The 18,225-nt window shown below is 76.2% G+C and carries 17 protein-coding genes and 1 pseudogene; 3 read left to right on the top strand and 15 right to left on the bottom strand.

From position 1 onward, the window contains the following. Nucleotides 1-34: 34 nt before the first annotated feature. The 10 genes and pseudogenes from ACU616_RS01890 to rimP all read right to left on the bottom strand — a co-directional run bounded on the left by ACU616_RS01890 (nucleotide 35) and on the right by rimP (nucleotide 9,146). Complete coding sequence (locus ACU616_RS01890; protein ID WP_446756797.1) at nucleotides 35-1,303, bottom strand: MATE family efflux transporter; 1,269 nt, start codon at nucleotides 1,301-1,303, stop codon at nucleotides 35-37. Nucleotides 1,304-1,422: 119 nt separating this feature from the next. After that, nucleotides 1,423-2,439, bottom strand: coding sequence for a DHH family phosphoesterase (locus tag ACU616_RS01895; RefSeq protein WP_446756798.1), 1,017 nt, complete (start codon nucleotides 2,437-2,439; stop codon nucleotides 1,423-1,425). Nucleotides 2,440-2,444: 5 nt separating this feature from the next. After that, on the bottom strand, nucleotides 2,445-2,690 hold the full coding sequence (locus ACU616_RS01900; protein WP_446756799.1) for a hypothetical protein: 246 nt from the start codon (nucleotides 2,688-2,690) through the stop codon (nucleotides 2,445-2,447). 73 nt (nucleotides 2,691-2,763) lie between these two features. Then, nucleotides 2,764-3,273, bottom strand: a complete 510-nt coding sequence (rbfA, locus tag ACU616_RS01905) for a 30S ribosome-binding factor RbfA (RefSeq protein ID WP_446756800.1) — start codon at nucleotides 3,271-3,273, stop codon at nucleotides 2,764-2,766. 109 nt (nucleotides 3,274-3,382) lie between these two features. Continuing rightward, complete coding sequence (locus tag ACU616_RS01910; protein WP_446756801.1) at nucleotides 3,383-3,682, bottom strand: DUF503 domain-containing protein; 300 nt, start codon at nucleotides 3,680-3,682, stop codon at nucleotides 3,383-3,385. 26 nt (nucleotides 3,683-3,708) lie between these two features. Continuing rightward, on the bottom strand, nucleotides 3,709-5,541 hold the full coding sequence (gene infB / locus ACU616_RS01915) for a translation initiation factor IF-2 (protein ID WP_446761443.1): 1,833 nt from the start codon (nucleotides 5,539-5,541) through the stop codon (nucleotides 3,709-3,711). 1,137 nt (nucleotides 5,542-6,678) lie between these two features. Continuing rightward, a pseudogene (locus ACU616_RS01920) lies at nucleotides 6,679-6,822 on the bottom strand (translation initiation factor IF-2 N-terminal domain-containing protein); the annotation flags it as partial. A gap of 94 nt (nucleotides 6,823-6,916) precedes the next feature. Then, nucleotides 6,917-7,306, bottom strand: coding sequence for a YlxR family protein (locus ACU616_RS01925; RefSeq protein WP_446756802.1), 390 nt, complete (start codon nucleotides 7,304-7,306; stop codon nucleotides 6,917-6,919). An 8-nt stretch (nucleotides 7,307-7,314) separates the two neighbouring features. Further along, nucleotides 7,315-8,448, bottom strand: a complete 1,134-nt coding sequence (nusA, locus tag ACU616_RS01930; protein ID WP_446756803.1) for a transcription termination factor NusA — start codon at nucleotides 8,446-8,448, stop codon at nucleotides 7,315-7,317. Further along, nucleotides 8,445-9,146: a ribosome maturation factor RimP gene (gene rimP, locus ACU616_RS01935; RefSeq protein ID WP_446756804.1), complete on the bottom strand. Its 702-nt coding sequence runs from the start codon at nucleotides 9,144-9,146 to the stop codon at nucleotides 8,445-8,447. Before rimP ends, nusA begins: the two co-directional genes overlap by 4 nt. Before the next feature lie 243 nt (nucleotides 9,147-9,389). Here rimP and ACU616_RS01940 point away from each other — a divergent pair, with 243 nt between their 5' ends. Together ACU616_RS01940 and ACU616_RS01945 are read left to right on the top strand one after the other, a co-directional pair. After that, entirely contained in the window at nucleotides 9,390-9,893 is a 504-nt protein-coding gene (locus tag ACU616_RS01940) for a hypothetical protein (RefSeq protein ID WP_446756805.1), read from the top strand. 12 nt (nucleotides 9,894-9,905) lie between these two features. Then, nucleotides 9,906-10,361 carry a ferritin-like domain-containing protein gene (locus ACU616_RS01945; RefSeq protein WP_446756806.1) on the top strand — a complete coding sequence of 152 codons (456 nt, stop codon included), beginning with the start codon at nucleotides 9,906-9,908 and terminating at the stop codon, nucleotides 10,359-10,361. 62 nt (nucleotides 10,362-10,423) lie between these two features. Here the strand turns inward: ACU616_RS01945 and ACU616_RS01950 are convergent, their stop codons facing one another. From ACU616_RS01950 to dxr, 5 genes are all read right to left on the bottom strand, one after another. After that, entirely contained in the window at nucleotides 10,424-12,319 is a 1,896-nt protein-coding gene (locus tag ACU616_RS01950; RefSeq protein WP_446756807.1) for a penicillin-binding transpeptidase domain-containing protein, read from the bottom strand. Nucleotides 12,320-12,428: 109 nt separating this feature from the next. Next, nucleotides 12,429-13,280, bottom strand: coding sequence for a GNAT family N-acetyltransferase (locus ACU616_RS01955; protein WP_446756808.1), 852 nt, complete (start codon nucleotides 13,278-13,280; stop codon nucleotides 12,429-12,431). Nucleotides 13,281-13,294: 14 nt separating this feature from the next. Further along, nucleotides 13,295-14,455 (bottom strand): flavodoxin-dependent (E)-4-hydroxy-3-methylbut-2-enyl-diphosphate synthase, encoded by a 1,161-nt coding sequence (gene ispG / locus ACU616_RS01960; protein WP_446756809.1) that lies wholly within the window; start codon nucleotides 14,453-14,455, stop codon nucleotides 13,295-13,297. Between the two features lie 41 nt (nucleotides 14,456-14,496). Next, nucleotides 14,497-15,930 carry a M50 family metallopeptidase gene (locus tag ACU616_RS01965; protein WP_446761444.1) on the bottom strand — a complete coding sequence of 478 codons (1,434 nt, stop codon included), beginning with the start codon at nucleotides 15,928-15,930 and terminating at the stop codon, nucleotides 14,497-14,499. Beyond that, nucleotides 15,882-17,084 carry a 1-deoxy-D-xylulose-5-phosphate reductoisomerase gene (dxr, locus tag ACU616_RS01970; RefSeq protein ID WP_446756810.1) on the bottom strand — a complete coding sequence of 401 codons (1,203 nt, stop codon included), beginning with the start codon at nucleotides 17,082-17,084 and terminating at the stop codon, nucleotides 15,882-15,884. Before dxr ends, ACU616_RS01965 begins: the two co-directional genes overlap by 49 nt. Before the next feature lie 170 nt (nucleotides 17,085-17,254). Here dxr and ACU616_RS01975 point away from each other — a divergent pair, with 170 nt between their 5' ends. Next, nucleotides 17,255-18,223 (top strand): hypothetical protein, encoded by a 969-nt coding sequence (locus ACU616_RS01975; protein ID WP_446756811.1) that lies wholly within the window; start codon nucleotides 17,255-17,257, stop codon nucleotides 18,221-18,223. The last annotated feature ends 2 nt before the right edge of the window (nucleotides 18,224-18,225 follow it).

Consider the following 18,225-nt stretch of genomic DNA (forward strand, 5'->3'; position numbering starts at 1 on the left):
TGGAGCGCCGGCGGAGCGTCTTCGGGGGGTGAGCTCACGTCCCCACGGTCGCAGGCGCGGCCAGCCACCTCTCCCCCGCCACCCGGGCCAGGACGGCGACCAGCCGCAGCGCGATGAACAGCGTCAGCCCGGTCCACACGCCGGCCAGCCCCCAGCCCAGCGGGCCGGACAGCAGCGACAGCGGCAGGAAGCCGACGAGCGCGGCGCCGACGGTCACCGTGCGCAGGTAGCCGACGTCACCGGCGCCCATGAGCACGCCGTCGAGGGCGAACACCACCCCGGCCAGGGGCTGGAAGCCGGCGAGGAACCACCAGACCAGCTCGGCCTGCGCCCGGACGGCGGGGTCGCCGGTGAACAGCGGGACCAGGAGCTCACGCCCGGCCAGCAGCAGCCCCGCGACCACGACGCCGGTGCCCAACCCCCACAGCGTGACCCTCCGGGCGGTGGCGCGGGCCTCGGCGGAGCGCCCGGCGCCGAGGGCGTGCCCGACCAGCGTCTGGGCGGCGATGGCGTAGGCGTCGAGGACGAGCGCGAGGAAGAGGAACAGCTGCAGCGCGATCTGGTGGGCGCCCAGCGCGGCCTGCCCGGTGCGCGCGGCGACGCCGGCGGCGACCAGGAAGGCCAGCTGCAGCACGGTGGCGCGCAGCAGGAGGTCGCGGCCGAGGACGAGCTGCGCCCGGACGGCGGCGGGGCGCAACCGCCAGTCGGCGCCCTCGCGCAGCAGTGCCCGCACGAACAGCGCCGCCGTCAGCGCCTGGCCGGTCAGGTTGGCCACCGCCGAGCCGGGCAGCCCGAGGCCGGCCGGGTGCACCAGCAGCGGGCAGAGCACCAGGCTGGTGAGGCTCCCGGCCAGGACGAAGCGCACCGGCCGGCGCAGGTCCTGCACGCCGCGCAGCCAGCCGTTGCCGGCCAGGGACACCAGCAGCAGCGGCGCGCCGCAGCCGGCGATGCGCAGCCACTGCTCGCCGGCCGCGGCGACCTCGCCGGGCCCGCCGGCCAGCGCGCGGGTCAGCGGCCCGGCGAGCACCTGGAACAGCAGCACGACCACCGCGCCGAGCAGCAGCGCCAGCCAGGTGGCCTGCACGCCCTCGGCGACGGCGCCGGCGCGGTCCCCGGCCCCGGCCCGGCGGGCGGCGCGGGCGGTGGTGCCGTAGGCGAGGAAGTTCAGCAGTGCGGCGGCCCACGCCAGCAGCCCGCCGCCGACGGCGAGGCCGCCGAGCGCGACGGTGCCGAGGTGGCCGACGACGGCGGTGTCGACGAGCAGGTACAGCGGCTCGGCGGCCAGCACCACCAGGGCCGGCACCGCCAGCCCGAGGACGCCGGGACGCGGGGGGCGGAGCCCTCCCGGCCCGGTGGCCCGAGCGGGCTCGGCGACGCGGGGGGACGGCTCCTGGCCGCGGTGCGGTCCGGAGGACCGCGGTGTCATGTGTCGAGGAGCCGGCGCAGCTGCGCGATCGTCGTCTCGCGGTCCTCGTGCGAGGTGAAGCCGGCCGCCGCGCGGTGGCCTCCGCCGCCGAAGGCCGTGGCCACCCGGGCGACGTCGGTCGCCCCGCGGGAGCGCAGCGACACCGACCACGTGCCGTCGTCCTGGCCCTTGAGCACGCAGGCGACGTCGGCCTCGGCGGTGGAGCGGACGACGTCGACCAGTGCCTCGAGCTGCTCGCCGGGCAGGGCGTGCTCGGCCGCCTCGGCGGTGCTCGACCAGGTCCACACCAGGCCGGCGCCGACGCCGGGCTCCAGCACCGCGCGGCCGGTGACCGCCGAGAGCAGCCGCAGCCAACCGAAGGGCGCGGTGTCGAAGAGCCGCTGGCTGATCGCGGCGTGGTCGATGCCGGTGGCCAGCAGCCGGGCGGCCAGCGCGTGGGTGTCGGGCCGGGTGCTGCTGAAGCGGAAGGAGCCGGTGTCGGCCGCCAGGCCCGCGTAGAGCAGCGTGGCCAGCCGTGCGTCGAGGGCGATCCCCAGCTCGTCGAGCAGACCGGCCACGAGGACGACCGTCGCCGGGGCGGCCGGGTCCACCAGGCGCACGGTCCCGAACCCGGGGTTGCTGGCGTGGTGGTCGAGGACCACCGACGTGCCGGCACCGGTGAGCAGCGCCGCCAGCTCACCGAGCCGGGCCGGCGAGGCGGCGTCGAGGCTGACGAAGACGTCCGGGGAGGCGGGGACGGCGGTGGACGGGACCAGCCCCTCCGCGCCGGGCAACCAGCCGAGGGAGGCCGGCAGGCCGGGACGGCCGGGGAAGGTGGCCAGCACGCGCGCACCACGGCGGCGCAGGCCCTCGGCGAGGGCGAGCGTGCTGCCGAGGGCGTCGGCGTCGGGCTGGACGTGCCCGGAGAGCACGACGCTGGCGCGGGCGTCGGCGGCTGCGGCCAGGACGGCCGCCGGTGTGGGTGCGGGGCCGGCGACCGGCGCCGCCGGCGACCCCGGGGACGCGGTGGTCACCGGGGTCAGGCGTCGGGGCCGGGGTCGGCCACGGGCGGCGCGTTGCGGTCCTCGGTGACCAGCCCGCCGCCGGGCGGCAGCGGCGGGCCGCCGTCGTCGGGCTCGTCCTCGGCGATGCTCGGCGCCTCGCCGATCTGGCCCTTCCGGCCGCCGTCGGTGGGGTCGCCGGTGCCGGGCTCGGCGCGCCCGCCGAGCTCCGAGCGTCCCTGCCCCTCGTCCGGGAGGTGCGGGTCGGGGTCGTTCTCGCTCACCGGGCCTCCTCGTGGGCGTCCGTCAGCCGCGGTCGCGGCGCTGTCGTGTCCCCGTGTGCGCTCGCCGGCCGGCTCACGAGGCGTTCCTGCGGTCGGTGACCGGGTCGGCGTCGGTGCCGGCGTGGAGGTCGGCCGGGGAGGCGTCGTCGGCGTCGTCCTCGTCGTCGGCCGGGTGGCGGTAGGGGTCGGCGTCCCCGGCGTAGCTCGCGTGCTCGCGCAGCCGGGCGAGCTCGGCGTCGGCCGACCGCACCCGCTCGAGCGCCTCGTCCAGCTCGCGGGCGGTGTCGGGCACGTGGTCGGCGACGAAGGCCAGCGTCGGCACGAACTTGATGCCGGTCTGGCGGCCGACCGTGGAGCGCAGGACACCGGTGGCGCTGGCCAGCGCGCGGGCGGAGTCCTCGACCTGGGTCGGGTCGCCGTAGACGGTGTAGAAGACGGTGGCCTCGCGCAGGTCGCTGGTCACCCGTGCATCGGTCACGGTGACCATGCCCAGCCGCGGGTCCTTGATCTGCGACTCGATCGCGGCGGAGACGATCTGGCGGATGCGCACCGCGAGCTTGCGGGCGCGGGCCGGGTCAGCCACGGCGGACCTCCGGGGGTCGGGGCGTCACGTGGACGCCGGTGGACAGGGGCGACCCCCTGGCAGGAGCCCGGCCCGAGCGTGCGGGGGACGGGGGCGAGGGGGTCCGTCGTCAATCGGTGTCGGAGAACAGCTGCCGGTGCGTCGACAGCAGCGTCACCTCCGGCCGCTCGGCCAGCAACCGCTCGCAGGCGTCGAGGACGTCGGTCACCTGACCGGCGTCCCCGGCGACGGTGGCGACCCCGACCTGTGCGCGCCGGTGCAGGTCGACGTCGCCCACCTCGGCGGCGGCCACGGCGAAGCGGCGCCGCAGCTCGGCCACGATCGGCCGGACGACGGCGCGCTTGCCCTTGAGCGAGTGGACGTCGCCCAGCAGCAGGTCGGCGGTGAGCGTGCCGGTGAACACGCTCACCGCCTCCCTGCTGCTCGAACGGGCCCTTACGCGCGCGGCTTCTCGCGCATCTCGAACGTCTCGATGACGTCCTCGATCTTGATGTCGTTGAACGACCCGAGCCCGATACCGCACTCGTAGCCGTCGCGGACCTCGGTCACGTCGTCCTTGAAGCGGCGCAGCGACTCGACGGTGAGGTTGTCGGCGACGACGACCCCGTCCCGGACCAGCCGGGCCTTCGAGTTCCGGGTGATCGTCCCGCTGCGGACGATGGAGCCCGCGACGTTGCCGATGCGCGGCACACGGAAGACCTCGCGGACCTCGGCCGAGCCGAGCGCGACCTCCTCGTACTCCGGCTTGAGCATGCCCTTGAGGGCCGCCTCGATCTCCTCGATCGCCTGGTAGATGACCGAGTAGTACCGGACGTCGACACCCTCGCGGTTGGCGAGCTCGGTGGCCTGACCCTCGGCCCGGACGTTGAAGCCCAGGACGATGACGTCGTCGGCCAGTGCCAGGTCGATGTCGCTCTTGGTGATGCCGCCGACGCCGCGGTGAATGACCCGCAGCGAGATGTCGTCGCTCACCTCGATCTTCATCAGGGCCTCCTCGAGCGCCTCCACGGTGCCCGAGTTGTCGCCCTTGATGATCAGGTTGAGCTGGCGGTTCTCCTTGAGCGCGGCGTCGAGGTCCTCCAGGCTGATCCGCTTGCGCATCGACGCGTTCTGCGCGTTGCGGATCCGCGCCTGACGACGGTCGGCGATCTGCCGGGCGACGCGGTCCTCCTCGACGACGAGGAACGTGTCACCCGCACGCGGCACCGAGGTGAGGCCGACGACCTGCACCGGGCGGGCCGGCAGGGCCTCCTTCAGCTTGTTGCCGTGCTCGTCGAGCAGCGACCGGACGCGCCCGTAGGCGTCGCCGGCCACGATCGAGTCGCCCTGGCGCAGCGTGCCGCGCTGGACGAGGACGGTGGCGACGGGGCCACGCCCCTTGTCCAGCTTGCCCTCGATGACCACACCCTGCGGGTCCTGCTGCGTGTTGGCGCGCAGGTCCAGCGAGGCGTCGGCGGTCAGCAGGATCGCCGTGAGCAGCTCGTCGAGACCCTGACGGGTGGTCGCGGAGACGTCGACGAACATCGTGTCGCCGCCGTACTCCTCGGCCACCAGCCCGTACTCGGTGAGCTGCTGACGGATCTTGGCGGGGTTGGCCCCCTCCTTGTCGATCTTGTTGACCGCGACGACGATCGGCACCTCGGCGGCCTGGGCGTGGTTGAGCGCCTCGACCGTCTGCGGCATGACGCCGTCGTCGGCCGCCACCACCAGGACGACGATGTCGGTCACCTTGGCGCCACGGGCACGCATCGCGGTGAACGACTCGTGACCCGGGGTGTCGATGAAGGTGATCGGACGCTCGCTGTCCTCCAGCTCGGTGACGACCTGGTAGGCGCCGATGTGCTGGGTGATGCCGCCGGCCTCCCGCGCCACCACGTTGCTGTTGCGGACGGCGTCGAGCAGCTTCGTCTTGCCGTGGTCGACGTGACCCATGACGGTGACGACCGGCGGACGGGCCTCCCAGTCCTCCTCGTCACCCTCGTCACCGAAGGTGAGGTCGAAGGTCTCGAGGAGCTCGCGGTCCTCGTCCTCGGGGCTGACGACCTGGATGTCCCACTCGATCTCGGCACCGAGCAGCTGCAGCGTCTCGTCGCTGACCGACTGCGTCGCGGTGACCATCTCTCCCAGGTGGAACAGGGCGGTCACCAGCGCCGCCGGCTGGGCGCCGATCTTCTCGGCGAGGTCGGTCAGCGAGGCACCGCGGGGCAGCCGGACGACCTGTCCGTGGCCACGCGGCAGGCTGACGCCGCCCATGCTGGGCGCCGCCATCTGGTCGAACTCCTGGCGCCGCTGCTTCTTGCTCTTGCGCCCGCGGACCGGGCCACGCCCGCCGGGACGACCGAAGGCACCCGCGGTGCCCGCACCGGAGCCACCGCGGCCACGGCCGCGGCCACCGCCGCCACGGAAGCCACCGCCGGCGGGGGCACCGCCACCGCCGCCACCGGGGGCGCCGCCGCCACCGGGCCGGAAGCCACCGCCGCCGCCGGGACCACCCGGACGGCCACGGCCGCCGGGACCACCGGGACCGCCACCGGGACGGCCGGCACCGGCCGGCCGCGGCGGCATCATGCCCGGCGAGGGCCGGGGCGGCATCATGCCCGGGTTGGGACGGGGACCGCCCGGACCGGCCGCGGGACGCGGACCACCGGGGCGCGGGCCACCGGCACCCGGAGCGGGCCGCGGGCCACCGGCACCGGGGCCGGGACGCGGGCCGGCACCGGCCGCGGGGCCGGGACGGGGACCACCGGCCGCCGGGCCCGGCCGCGGGCCACCGGCAGCGGGAGCCGGACGCGGCGCGCTGCTGAAGGGGTTGTTGCCCGGCCGCGGGGCCGGACGGGGACCCGGCCGCGGGCCGGCGCCCGGCGCGGCCGGACCGGCACCGGGGCCGCCGGGACGGGGAGCGCCCGGCGCCGCGGGACGCGGCGCGGCCGGACGGGCCGGACCCGGGACGGGACCGCCACCGGCCGGACGCGGCGACGGGGCACCCGGACGTGGCGTGCCGGGAGCGGCCGGCCGCGCACCCTGGGCAGGAGCCTCGGCAGGAGCCTGGGCCGCCGCCGCCGCCGGAGCGGGGGCCGGAGCCGGAGCCGGGGGCTGCTGGACCGGCGCGCTGGCGGCCGGCGCCTGCGGAGCGGGCGCGGCCGGACGCGGGCCAGGGGTGGGGCCGGGACGCGGGGCGCCCGGACGTGGGCCGGGGGTGACCGCCGACGGAGCGGGCGCGGCCGGGGCCTGCGGAGCGTCGGCCACCGGCTGCGGCGCCGCCGGGCGGGGCGCGGACGGGGCGGTGGGACGGGCCGCGGGAGCACCGCCACCGTTGCCGCCGCCGTTGCTGCCGCCGCCGTTGCTGCCGCCGCCGTTGCTGCCGCCGCCGTTGCTGCTGCCACCGGTGGCAGCGCCGAGGGCCTCCCGGAGCCGCCGGGCCACGGGGGCCTCGACGGTCGAGGAGGCGGACTTCACGAACTCGCCCTGCTCCTTGAGCTTGGCGAGCACGGTCTTGCTGTCGACCCCGAACTCCTTGGCGAGTTCGTGGACGCGGGCTTTGCCTGGCACGGATCTCCTCTGGTGAGGCCGGCGGCTCGCCCGCGCGACCTCGTCGTCAGTGGTGCATGGTCTGGCTTGTCATCGTGGGGACTTCACGGCTGACTCATCCGACGACGTCCTGCTCTCGACGTGCGGACCGGCCGGGTGCCGGTCCGTCGGTGGGACTGCGGTCTGTCGTTCGTGTGCGTTCGCCCGTCCGGGACCGGCCGTCCTCGGACGCCGCGGCGCCGAGGACGTGGGCCCGGAGCGGACCGGCCTCCACCGCGGCGCCGCCCCCACCAGGGAGGCGCAGCGCCCGGGGGAAGGCCCGGCGTCGCTCCGCTGCGCGCAGGCACTCCGGAGTGGGGTGCAGCGAGGCACCCCGGCCGGGGTGCCGCCGCCGCGGGTCGGGCACGAGGGCCCCGGCCCGGAGGACGACACGCAACAGGTCGGTGACCGGAGCGCGCTCTCGGCAGCCCACACAGGTGCGCACCGGGATCGACGTTTCGGCCACCCGTCATCCTAGCGCGCGGCGGGGCCCCGTTGTTCCGGGCGCCGCGGACCGGGGCGGAGGGTGCCCCCGCCGGGCGAGGGACGACCGCCGGGGGCGCCGGCGCGCACCGGCGGAGGGCCCGAGCGCAGCGGCGGGCGGCCCACCCCGGGCGAGGGAGCGGCGTCGTCGGGCTGGGCGTCGCTGCGGATGTCGATGCGGCAGCCGGTCAGCCGCGCGGCGAGCCGGGCGTTCTGCCCCTCCTTGCCGATGGCCAGCGACAGCTGGTAGTCGGGGACGACGACCCGCACCGCCTTGGCCTTGGGGTCGACGAGTTGCGCACTGTTCACCCGAGCGGGGCTGAGCGCGGAGGCGACGAAGGCCGCGGGGTCGTCGGACCAGTCGACGATGTCGATCTTCTCGCCGTGCAGCTCGCTCATGACGTTGCGCACCCGCTGGCCCATCGGCCCGATGCAGGCCCCCTTGGCGTTCAGGCCCGGCACCGCGGTGCGGACGGCGATCTTCGAGCGGTGCCCGGCCTCCCGGGCGACCGCCACGATCTCGACGCTGCCGTCGGCGATCTCGGGGACCTCCAGGGCGAACAGCTTGCGCACCAGGTTCGGGTGGGTGCGCGAGACGGTCACCTGCGGGCCGCGGTAGGTGCGCGCCACCGACACGACGTAGGCGCGCAGCCGGCTGCCGTGCGGGTACCGCTCGCCGGGCACCTGCTCGGCCGCGGGCAGCACCGCCTCCACCTTGCCGATGTCGACCAGCACCGAGCCCTGCGCGTTGCGGCGGGCGTCGGCCTGGACGACGCCGCTGACGATGTCGCCCTCCTTGCCGGCGTACTCGCCGAAGGTCTGCTCGTGCTCGGCGTCGCGCAGCCGCTGGACGATGACCTGCTTGGCGGTGCTGGCCGCGATCCGGCCGAAGTCCGAGGGGGTGTCGTCCCACTCGCGCACGACCTCGCCGTCGGCCCCGAGCTCCTGGGCGAGCACGGCGACCTCGCCGGTCTTGCGGTCGACGTGCACCCGCACGTGCTTGGCGGCGCCGTCGGCGTGCCGGTAGGCGGTCACCAGCGCCGTCTCGATCGCCTCGATGACCGTGTCGGCGGGGATGCCCTTCTCCCGCTCGACCGCCTTGAGGGCGGTCACGTCGATGTTCACTGTCCTCCTCCGTCGTCGCCCTCGTCGTCCGTCAGGTCGTCCAGCAGGTCGTCCGGGTCGTCGTCCGGGTCGTCGTGCGCGTCCCCGGCGCCGGGGTCCTCGTCGCTGCCGGGACGGGCGAACTCAACCTGCACGCGCCCGGCGCCGAGCTCGGCCCACGGCACCTGCCGCGGGGTGGGCGGCTTCCTCCGCGCGCCCGGCTTGCCCGGTTTCTCGACCGCGAGGGTCACCCCGGCGCCGTCGACGGCGGTGATCCGGCCGGTGAGCTGCTCGGTGGCGCCGGCCGGGCCGACGGTCACGGCGACGAGGCGGCCGGTGTTGCGCCGCCAGTGCCGGGGCTCGGTGAGCGGCCGGTCGACGCCGGGGCTGGTCACCTCCAGCACGTAGGGCGCCCGGCCGAGCTCGCCGTCGTTCTCGTCGAGCACCGCCGACACCGCCCGGCTGACCTCGGCGACGTCGTCGAGGCTGACGCCCTCGTCGCGGTCGACGACCACGCGGACGACGCTGCGCCGGCCGGCGGGGGTGACCACCAGCTCCTCGAGGTCGTAGCCGGCGGCGCCGACCACCGGCTCGATCCAGCCGGCCAGCCGGGTCGCGGCCGGGTCGTCCTGGCGACGACCAGCGGCCGGGTCCTGCCGTCGCCCAGCGGCCGGGTCCTGCCGTCGCCCAGCGGCCGGGTCCTGCCGTCGCGTGGACACGGGCTCCCTCCCCTCCTGCACCGGTCGGAGCTCGTGCTCGGCGGACCGCCCCGCCGGGGACCGCGCCGGCGGCCCGTGCGTCGCACGTCACCGGCCGGCGGCGTACCCGGGGAGTGGTCAGGCTACCGCTCTCCTGCCCGCCGCCCCTCCGGACGGTGTGCTGGGCACCCGCGGGCCCGGCACGGCACGACGGCCGCCCGTCGGTGCCCGCCCGGGAGGACGGCGCCTGGGAGGATGGCGTCGATGTCCGCACCGCCTGCACCGCCCCCCTCCCCGCCCGGCATCCCGCGGCGGAGCCTGCTCGCCGCCACGGCCGGTCTGGCCGTGCTCGCCGTGGCCGGGTGCACCTCCGGCGGGTCCGGGGAGGCCGCCGCGCAGACCGCGGAGCAGGTCGACCGGCTGGCCGGGCAGGTTGCCGTCCAGGAGGCCGCCGTGGCCGCCTACGCCGCCGCGGCCGCGGCCGACCCGGGGCTCGGCGACCAGGTCACCGTCCTCGCCGGTCAGGCACGCGAGCAGCTGGAGCGGCTGCGCGCCGCGGCACCCGGGACGTCGTCGACGGGGGCGGGGGCGTCGGGGGCAGCCGGGCCCCCGCCGGCGGGTGGTGACGTGCGGGGCTGGCTGCGCGGGCAGGTGGGGGCGGCCGCCACCGCGCACGCCGGTGCCTGCGTCGACGTCTCCGGCGCGCGGGCGGCACTGCTCGGGTCGGTGGCGGCCGGGCTGCGCGGTCACGAGGCCGCGCTCGCGTGAGGGGGGACCGGCATGGCTGACGACGAGACCGCCGGCGGGGAGGACGCCGGGCTCCGCGACGCCCTGGCCGCCGAGCACGCCGCCGTCTGGGGGTACGGCGTCGTCGGGGCGGCGCTGCCCCCGGACGCCCGGGCTGCCGCCGAGGAGGGCGAGCTGGCGCACCGCGACGTCCGCGACCGGCTGGCCGCGCTGCTCGACGAGCGCGGCGCGGACCCGGTGCCGGCCGAGGCGGGCTACACGCTGCCGTTCCCCGTCCTGTCGGCGGTCGACGCGGCGGCGCTGGGAGTGGTGCTCGAAGAGGGCGTGAGCGCCTCCTGGGTGGCGCTGCTCGACGCCGCGGAGCAGGCGTCGGTCCGTCAGCTGGCGGTGACCGAGCTGCAGGCCGCGGAGGGCCGGGCGGTCGGCTGGCGGGCGGCGGCGGGCCGGAGCCCGGTCACCACGGCCCTGCCCGGCCTCCCCGACTCCTGAGAGCAAGGACCTCCTCGCCCCCGACACTGGCAGGCTCGCGACGGGCCCCTGCGAGGGGGCCGTCAGCCGAGGGTGCCGAGGAAGGCGTCGGTGACGCCGACGGCGGCGCTGCTGGACTGCCCCGCCTCGACGAGCACGGCGAAGGCGATGTCGCCCTGCGGGCCGCCCAGCTGGTAGCCCATGAACCAGCCGTGCGAGTCCGGCGGGGTGTTGCTGCCGAACTCCGCGGTGCCGGTCTTGCCGTACACCTCGCCGCGGTCGGCGAGCGCGGTCGCCGTCCCGGTGAGGACCACCTGGCGCATCAGCGGGCGCAGCTGGTCGAGCACGGCCCGTCCCGGGCCCGCCGGCGCCGGGCCCGCCGCGTCGGCGCCGACCACCTCGACCGGCGCCACGGCGCTGCCGCCGGCGACACCGGCGGCGACCAGGGCGAGCTGCACCGGGCTCATGAGCACCTCGCCCTGGCCGATGGCGTCGGCGGCCTTGGTGGTGCCGGTCGAGTCGGCCGGGACGCTGCCGGAGAAGACGTCGACCGGCAGCTGCCAGTCGCTGCCCACGCCGTAGGAGGCGGCCGCGTCGGCCAGCGCCCCGTCGGGCAGTCGCAGGGCCGCCTCGATGAACGTGGTGTTGCACGACTCGGCGAAGGCCTCGGTGAAGGGCACCGTGCCGAGGTCGAACTGGTTCTGGTTCTCGAACTCGCGGCCGTCGACGACCGTCGTACCCGGGCAGGCCACCGGGGTGTCGGGGGTCAGCTCACCGGTCGACAGCAGCGCGGTGGCGGTGATCGTCTTCATGCTCGACCCCGGCGGGAACTGGCCGGTGAGCGCGTTGCCGGCGTTCGCCGCCTCGTTGGAGGCCACGGCCAGGACCTCCCCGGTGCCCGGCCGCACCACGACCAGGTGGGTGGCCAGCGGCTGGGTGGCGACGGCGGCGTCGGCGGCCTCCTGCAGCGGGCGGACGAGCGGCGTCTGCGCCGGCTCCCCCGGGACCGGGTCGACCGCGGCGACCTGCCGGCCGGCGTCCCCGGTGCTCTCGTCGGTGCTCACCACCGCGACGGTGAACCCCGGCGTGCCGGTCAGCTGCTCCTGCAGCGCGCGCTGCAGACCCGAGAGGCCGAGCTGGTCGCCGGCGGCGTACGCGGCCACCCCGTCCTCGGTGGTCTCCTCGATCACCTCGGCGGTGGCCGGGCCGACCCGGCCCAGCAGCGCGGAGGCGAACCGGGCCGAGGGCGCGAGCAGCCGTGTCTCGGTGGGGAAGACCGCCCCGGGCAGGTCGAAGACCTGTGCGCGGATGGCCTCGAAGTCCGGACGGCGCAGGGCGATGACCGGCACGAACTGGCCGGGCGGGGCGGCCTGGACGTCGGCGGTGATCTCCTCGGCCGGGACGCCGGTCGCCGCCGACAGGCCCGAGGCCAGCGCGGGCAGGTCGGTGACCTGCCCGGTGTCGACGCCGACGTCGACCACCTCGGTGGGCGTGAACAGCGGGTCGCCGGCCGCGTCGGTGAGGGCGGCGCGCTCGGGCAGGGACCGGGTCAGCCGCAGGCGCTGCCCCTCCCCCAGCTCCGGGTGGACGACGGTGGGCTCGGCGACGACCTGCCAGCCGTCCTCGCCCTCCTGCAGCTGCAGGGTCGCGTCGTAGGTCCAGTCGGGGGCGGCGGCGAGGTCCCAGGTGGCCGTCCAGCCGGCGGTGGCGGTGCCGTCGTCGACGGTGACGTCGCCGAGCTCGGCGTCGAGCGTGGCGTCGGGCAGGTCGGTGGCGGTCTGCCCGAGCAGGGCGCCGGCCGCGTCGGGGTCGGTGGTGGCGGCGGCCGCGGCGTGGGTGTCACCGGCGGTCCAGTCGTCGAGGAAGGCCTGGGCGGCGGCGCGGACGTCGTCCTCGGAGCTGCCCGAGCAGGCCGCCAGCGCCGGGGCGGCCAGGAGGGTCAGGACCGAACCGAGGACCGCCGTGCGTCGTGCTCCCACGGATCCCCACCCTGTCAGACGGTGGTGCCAGATCGATGGCGACGTGCTGGTGGCCCCGTCCAGGGGCCCACCCTGAGCCTGCGAAGGATGGGGAGGACGGGGTCCTTCGTCAGAACAGCACGCTGGCGTAGCAGCCGACCTCGTGGAAGCCGACCCGGCGGTAGGCCGCGCGGGCGGGCGCGTTGTAGTCGTTGACGTAGAGGCTGACGACGGGCGCGATCGCCGTCCGCGCGTACTCGACGACGGCAGCCATGCCGGCCGCCCCCAGGCCGCGCCCGCGCCGGTCGGGGGCGACCCACACGCCCTGCACCTGGCAGGCCGCGCGGGACACCGCGCCGATCTCGGCCTTGAACAGCACCGTGCCGTCCTCGATCCACGCCAGGGACTGCCCGGCGCGGACGAGGTCCTCGACCCGGGCCCGGTAGCCGGCGCCGCCGTCGACCCGCAGCGGGCTGACGCCGACCTCCTCGGTGAACATAGCCACGGCCGCCGGGAGGAGGACGTCGACCTCGGCCGGGCGCACCGGCCGCACCCGCGGCTCCGGCACGACCGCGGGCGGGCCCTCGATCGCCAGGAGCGGCTGGCGCGGCCGGTGGTCGCGGGCCGGTCCCCAGTAGGGCTCGAGCAGGTCCCACAGCGGGTCGACGGCGGCGGCCGGGCCGACGATCGTCGAGCAGCGCCGGCCGGCCCGGCGGGCGCGCTCGGCGAAGGCGGCAGCCGCGGCGCGCTCGGCCCCGGGGACGGCGAACGGGATCAGGTTGGCGCCGGCCAGGCAGACGGCGTCGAGGTCACCGCCGGCGCCGACCCCCCACAGCGGGGCGCCCAGGGCGGCCGGAGCCGTGCCGGTGACCTCCACGCGGCCGGCGATGACGCAGGCCGCGACCGGGTCGGCGGCCAGCAGCCGGCGGACGGCCGGCTCGTCGGTCTCGTCGAGGACGCGGGCGGTGGGCGAACGGAGCACGGGAGAGGGGCGGGTCAGCCGACGGTGACGACCGGCGGGCCGGACGGGACGCCGTCCCCGGTCTGCTCCCCCGCGATGCGCATGGCCTCCTCGATGAGCGTCTCGACGATCTGCGACTCGGGCACGGTCTTGACCACCTCGCCCTTGACGAAGATCTGGCCCTTGCCGTTGCCCGAGGCCACGCCCAGGTCGGCCTCGCGGGCCTCGCCGGGGCCGTTGACGACGCAGCCCATGACGGCCACCCGCAGCGGCACCTCCAGCCCGTCGAGGCCGGCGGTGACCTCGTTGGCGAGCTTGTAGACGTCGACCTGCGCGCGCCCGCACGAGGGGCAGCTGACGATCTCCAGGCCGCGCTGGCGCAGGTTCAGCGACTCGAGGATCTGCGTGCCGACCTTGACCTCCTCGACCGGCGGGGCCGACAGCGAGACGCGGATGGTGTCGCCGATGCCCTGCGAGAGCAGCGCGCCGAACGCGACGGCGGACTTGATCGTGCCCTGGAACGCCGGGCCGGCCTCGGTGACGCCGAGGTGCAGCGGGTAGTCGCACTGCGCGGCGAGCAGCTCGTAGGCACGCACCATGACCACCGGGTCGTTGTGCTTGACCGAGATCTTGATGTCGCGGAAGTCGTGCTCCTCGAACAGCGAGCACTCCCACAGCGCCGACTCGACCAGCGCCTCGGGTGTGGCCCGGCCGTACTTGGCCAGCAGCCGCTTGTCCAGCGACCCGGCGTTGACGCCGATGCGGATCGGGGTGCCGGCGTCCTTGGCCGCCCGGGCGATCTCGCCGACCCTGTCGTCGAACTTCTTGATGTTGCCCGGGTTCACGCGGACGGCCGCGCAGCCGGCGTCGATCGCGGCGAACACGTAGCGCGGCTGGAAGTGGATGTCGGCGATGACCGGGATCTGCGACTTCCGCGCGATGGCCGGCAGCGCCTCGGCGTCGTCGGTGTCGGGGACGGCGACCCGCACGATCTGGCAGCCGGCGGCGGTGAGCTCGGCGATCTGCTGCAGCGTGGCGTTGACGTCAGCGGTCTTGGTCGTCGTCATCGACTGCACGCTCACCGGGGAGTCGCTGCCGACGCCGACGTCGCCCACCACGAGCTGGCGGGTCTTGCGTCGGGGGGCGAGGACGGGCGGGGGCGCAGCGGGCATGCCGAGACTGACGGGGGTCGCCATGACCTCGAGTATCCCCGTTCCCGCAGGGTCGGCGCGGGCGCCTACTGCAGTGTGATCGGGTTGACCACGTCGGCGACGAGCAGCAGGCCCGACAGGGCGATGAACAGGCCGGCGACGACGTAGGCCACCGGCATGAGCCGGGCGATGTCGAACGGGCCCGGGTCGGGGCGGCCGCGCCAGCGGGCCACGACCGAGCGGGCGTTCTCGTACAGCGCCCCGGCGACGTGCCCGCCGTCGAGGGGGTAAATCGGCAGCAGGTTGAACAGGAACAGGACCAGGTTGACGCTGGCCAGCAGGCTGAGGAAGAAGCTGAGCTTCTCGACGCCGCTCAGCTGGTCGATGGCGAAGACCTCGCCGGAGATCCGCCCCACCCCGACGACACCGATGGGGCCGTCGCGGTCCCGCTCCTCGCCGAGGAAGGCGGCGCGGAACAGCTGCGGGACCCGCTCGGGGATCTGCACCAGCCGCTGCACCGACTGCGAGACGACCATGCCGAAGTAGCCGGGCAGTTCGCTCACCGACTGGCGGGCGAACCCGGGCAGCGGGGCGACGCCGAGGTAGCCGGCGGTCACCGTGCCCTCGCCGTCCTCGGTGGGCACGACGTTCTCGATGGGGGTGACCGTCAGCTCGCGGCGGGCCCCGTCGCGCTCGACGGTGAGGTCCAGCGGCCGCCCGGCCGAGCCGCGGATGGCCTGCTGCACCGCCGTCCAGCTGTCGTAGGCGGTGGGGTCCAGCGCCTGGCCGCCGACGGCCACGATGGTGTCGCCGGGCCGCAGGCCGGCCTCCGCGGCGGGGCTGGCCGGGGGCAGCGCGCAGCCGGGGCTGCCCTCCTCGCACACCTGCCCGGCGTCGGCACCGGCGGTGACGATCGGGACGGCGCAGACGTCGGTCCCCTGGTCCTCGGCCACGGAGATGCTCTCGGCGTCGGCGGGGACGACGCACGCCGGCACGGTCCGCACCTGGGTGGTGATCACGGTGGTGCCGATGGCGGTGAGCGTGATGGTGAAGAACAGCACCGCGAGCACGAGGTTGTGGAACGGCCCGGCGAACATGACGATCACCCGCTGCCACCAGGGCTTCTTGTAGAACACCCGGTCGCCGTCGGTGGGCAGGACGTCGTCGAGGGCCTGGCCGCGCACCTCGGCGATGAAGGAGCGCATGCGGGTGGCGCGCGTGCTCTCGTTCTCCTCGGCCGGCGGGATCATGCCGACGATGCGGATGTAACCGCCGAGCGGGATGGCCTTGACGCCGTACTCGGTCTCCCCCCGCCGGCGGGAGAAGACCGTCGGCCCGAAGCCGACCATGAACTGCGGCACCCGCATGCCGAACTTCCGGGCCCAGAAGAAGTGGCCGGCCTCGTGGAAGCCGATCGAGAACAGCAGGCCGACGAAGAACGCGACGATCCCGAGGACCGTCAGGAGGGTGCTCAGCTCGGTCCTCCGGCCAGGGCGGCGCGGGCGTGCTGCCGGGCCCAGCGCTCAGCGGCCAGCACGTCGTCCACGCAGGTGGGCGCGCCGAGGTCCGGCGCGTCGTCGAGGGTACGCGCGACGAGGCCCACGACGTCCGGGAAGCGCAGGCGACCCGCCAGGAAGGCCGCGACCGCCTCCTCGTTGGCCGCGTTGTACAGCGCCGGGACGACGCCGCCGGCCTCCCCCGCCGCGCGGGCGAGCCGGACCGCCGGGAAGGCCTGCTCGTCCAGCGGGGCGAACTCCCAGGCGCTCGCGGCCGACCAGTCCAGCGCCGGCTGCACGTGCGGGAGCCGGTCGGGCCAGGCCAGGGCCAGCGCGATGGGCAGGCGCATGTCCGGCGGGCTGGCCTGGGCGATGGTGGCGCCGTCGGCGAAGGTCACCATCGAGTGCACGATCGACTGCGGGTGCACGACGACGTCGATGTCGGCGTAGGGGACGCCGAAGAGCAGGTGCGCCTCGATCAGCTCGAGGCCCTTGTTGACCAGCGTCGCGGAGTTGACGGTCACGACCGGACCCATGTCCCAGGTGGGGTGGGCGAGTGCCTGCTCGACGGTGACGTCGGCGAGGTCGGCGGCGGAGCGGCCGCGGAAGGGGCCACCGCTGGCGGTGAGCACCAGCCGCGCGACCTCGCCGCGGGCGCCGCCGCGCAGGCACTGGGCCAGGGCCGAGTGCTCGGAGTCGACCGGCACCAGCTGCCCGGGCGCGGCCGCCGCGGTGACGAGGTCACCACCGGCGACCAGGGACTCCTTGTTGGCCAGGGCCACGACGTTGCCCGCCCGCAGCGCCGAGAGCGTCGGCCCCAGCCCGATGGAGCCGGTGATGCCGTTGAGGACGACGTCGGCGGGGCGGGCGGCGAGCTCCTCGGCCGCGCGCGGGCCGGCGAGGATCTCCGGCAGCGCGTACTCCCCTGTCGCCCACCCGCGCTGCGAGGCGGCGGCGTAGAAGGCCAGCTGCAGGTCCTGGGCCGCCGTCGCGCGGGCGACGGCCACCGTGCGGACGCCGAGGCCGAGCGCCTGCTCGGCCAGCCGGGCGACGTCGCCGCCGCCGGCGGCCAGCGCGGTGATCCGCAGGCGGCCGGGGTTCTGCTCGGCGACCGCGATCGCCTGCCGGCCGATCGACCCGGTCGAGCCCAGCACGGTGACCTCGCGCGGCTCGCTCATGCGGTGATCCTGCCAACCGCCTCCCCGGCCGGGGGCGCCACCCGGGTCCCGTGCGCCTCACGCGTTCCTCCCGACCCGAAGTGATCACCCGGCTACAGCGGACCGGCGTCGTGCCGATGTGGATCACGACGGCCCGGGCGTCCGGGCCACCGACGCCCCCGGAGGGCCCCATGTCCCGCGTGTCCCCGCTCCGCCTCGCCCTGTCCACCGGGATCGCCGTCGGCACGGCCGCCGCGGGCCTGGCGCTCGCCCCGGCCGCCCTCGCCGCGGGGCTGGCCGCGCCCACGGCCCCCGCGACCGTCGCCCCGGGGCAGACCTTCACCGTCAGCGGCACCGGCTGCCCGACCTCGGACCCCGACTACCCGGCGGCCGTGTTCGTCTTCACCGACGTCGATCTCGCCGACCCGGACAAGGAGATCATGGCCATCACGCCCGAGGAGGACGGCGACTGGAAGACGTCCCTGAGCTTCCCGACAGGGACGACCGGTGCGCACCAGGTCCACGCCGAGTGCGACGCCGTGTACACGGAGGAGCCCCTCACGTATCCCGCCGTCACCGTGACGGTGACCGCTCCGTCGACCGGCACGCCGTCGACGCCCGCCACCACGTCCACGGCCACAGCCACGGCCACGGCCACGGCCACGGCCACCACTCCGGCAGCCACGACGACGACCGCGCCCACCGGCGCCATCCGCGGCACCTCGGCCAACACCCCGGGCGTGGCCAGCCCCGACCGCGGCGCCGCGACGGGCGACACCGCCGCGCCGGGCCGCAAGGTCGTCAAGGTCCTCACCGGCTTCAAGCCGGGCGAGGTGGTCACGGTGACCCTGCACTCGACGCCGCAGACCGTGGCCACCGCCACCGCCGACGCCAACGGCCGGGTGACCGTCGAGTTCACCGTCCCGGCGGGCACGCCGACCGGTGACCACACGCTCGTGTACGAGGGCAGCATGGGCACCTACTTCCAGGAGGCGTTCGCGGTGACCGCCGCCTCGGCCGCGTCGCCGAGCCTGGCCTACACCGGCGCCAGCGTCGCGCTCCCGCTCGGCCTCGGCGCCGGCGCCCTGGCCCTCGGCGGCGGCCTCGTCCTCGTGGCCCGTCGCCGGTCCGCGGCCGCCGCGGAGGCCGCGCAGGCCTGAGC

The sequence above is a fragment of the Geodermatophilus sp. URMC 62 genome (assembly GCF_052931475.1).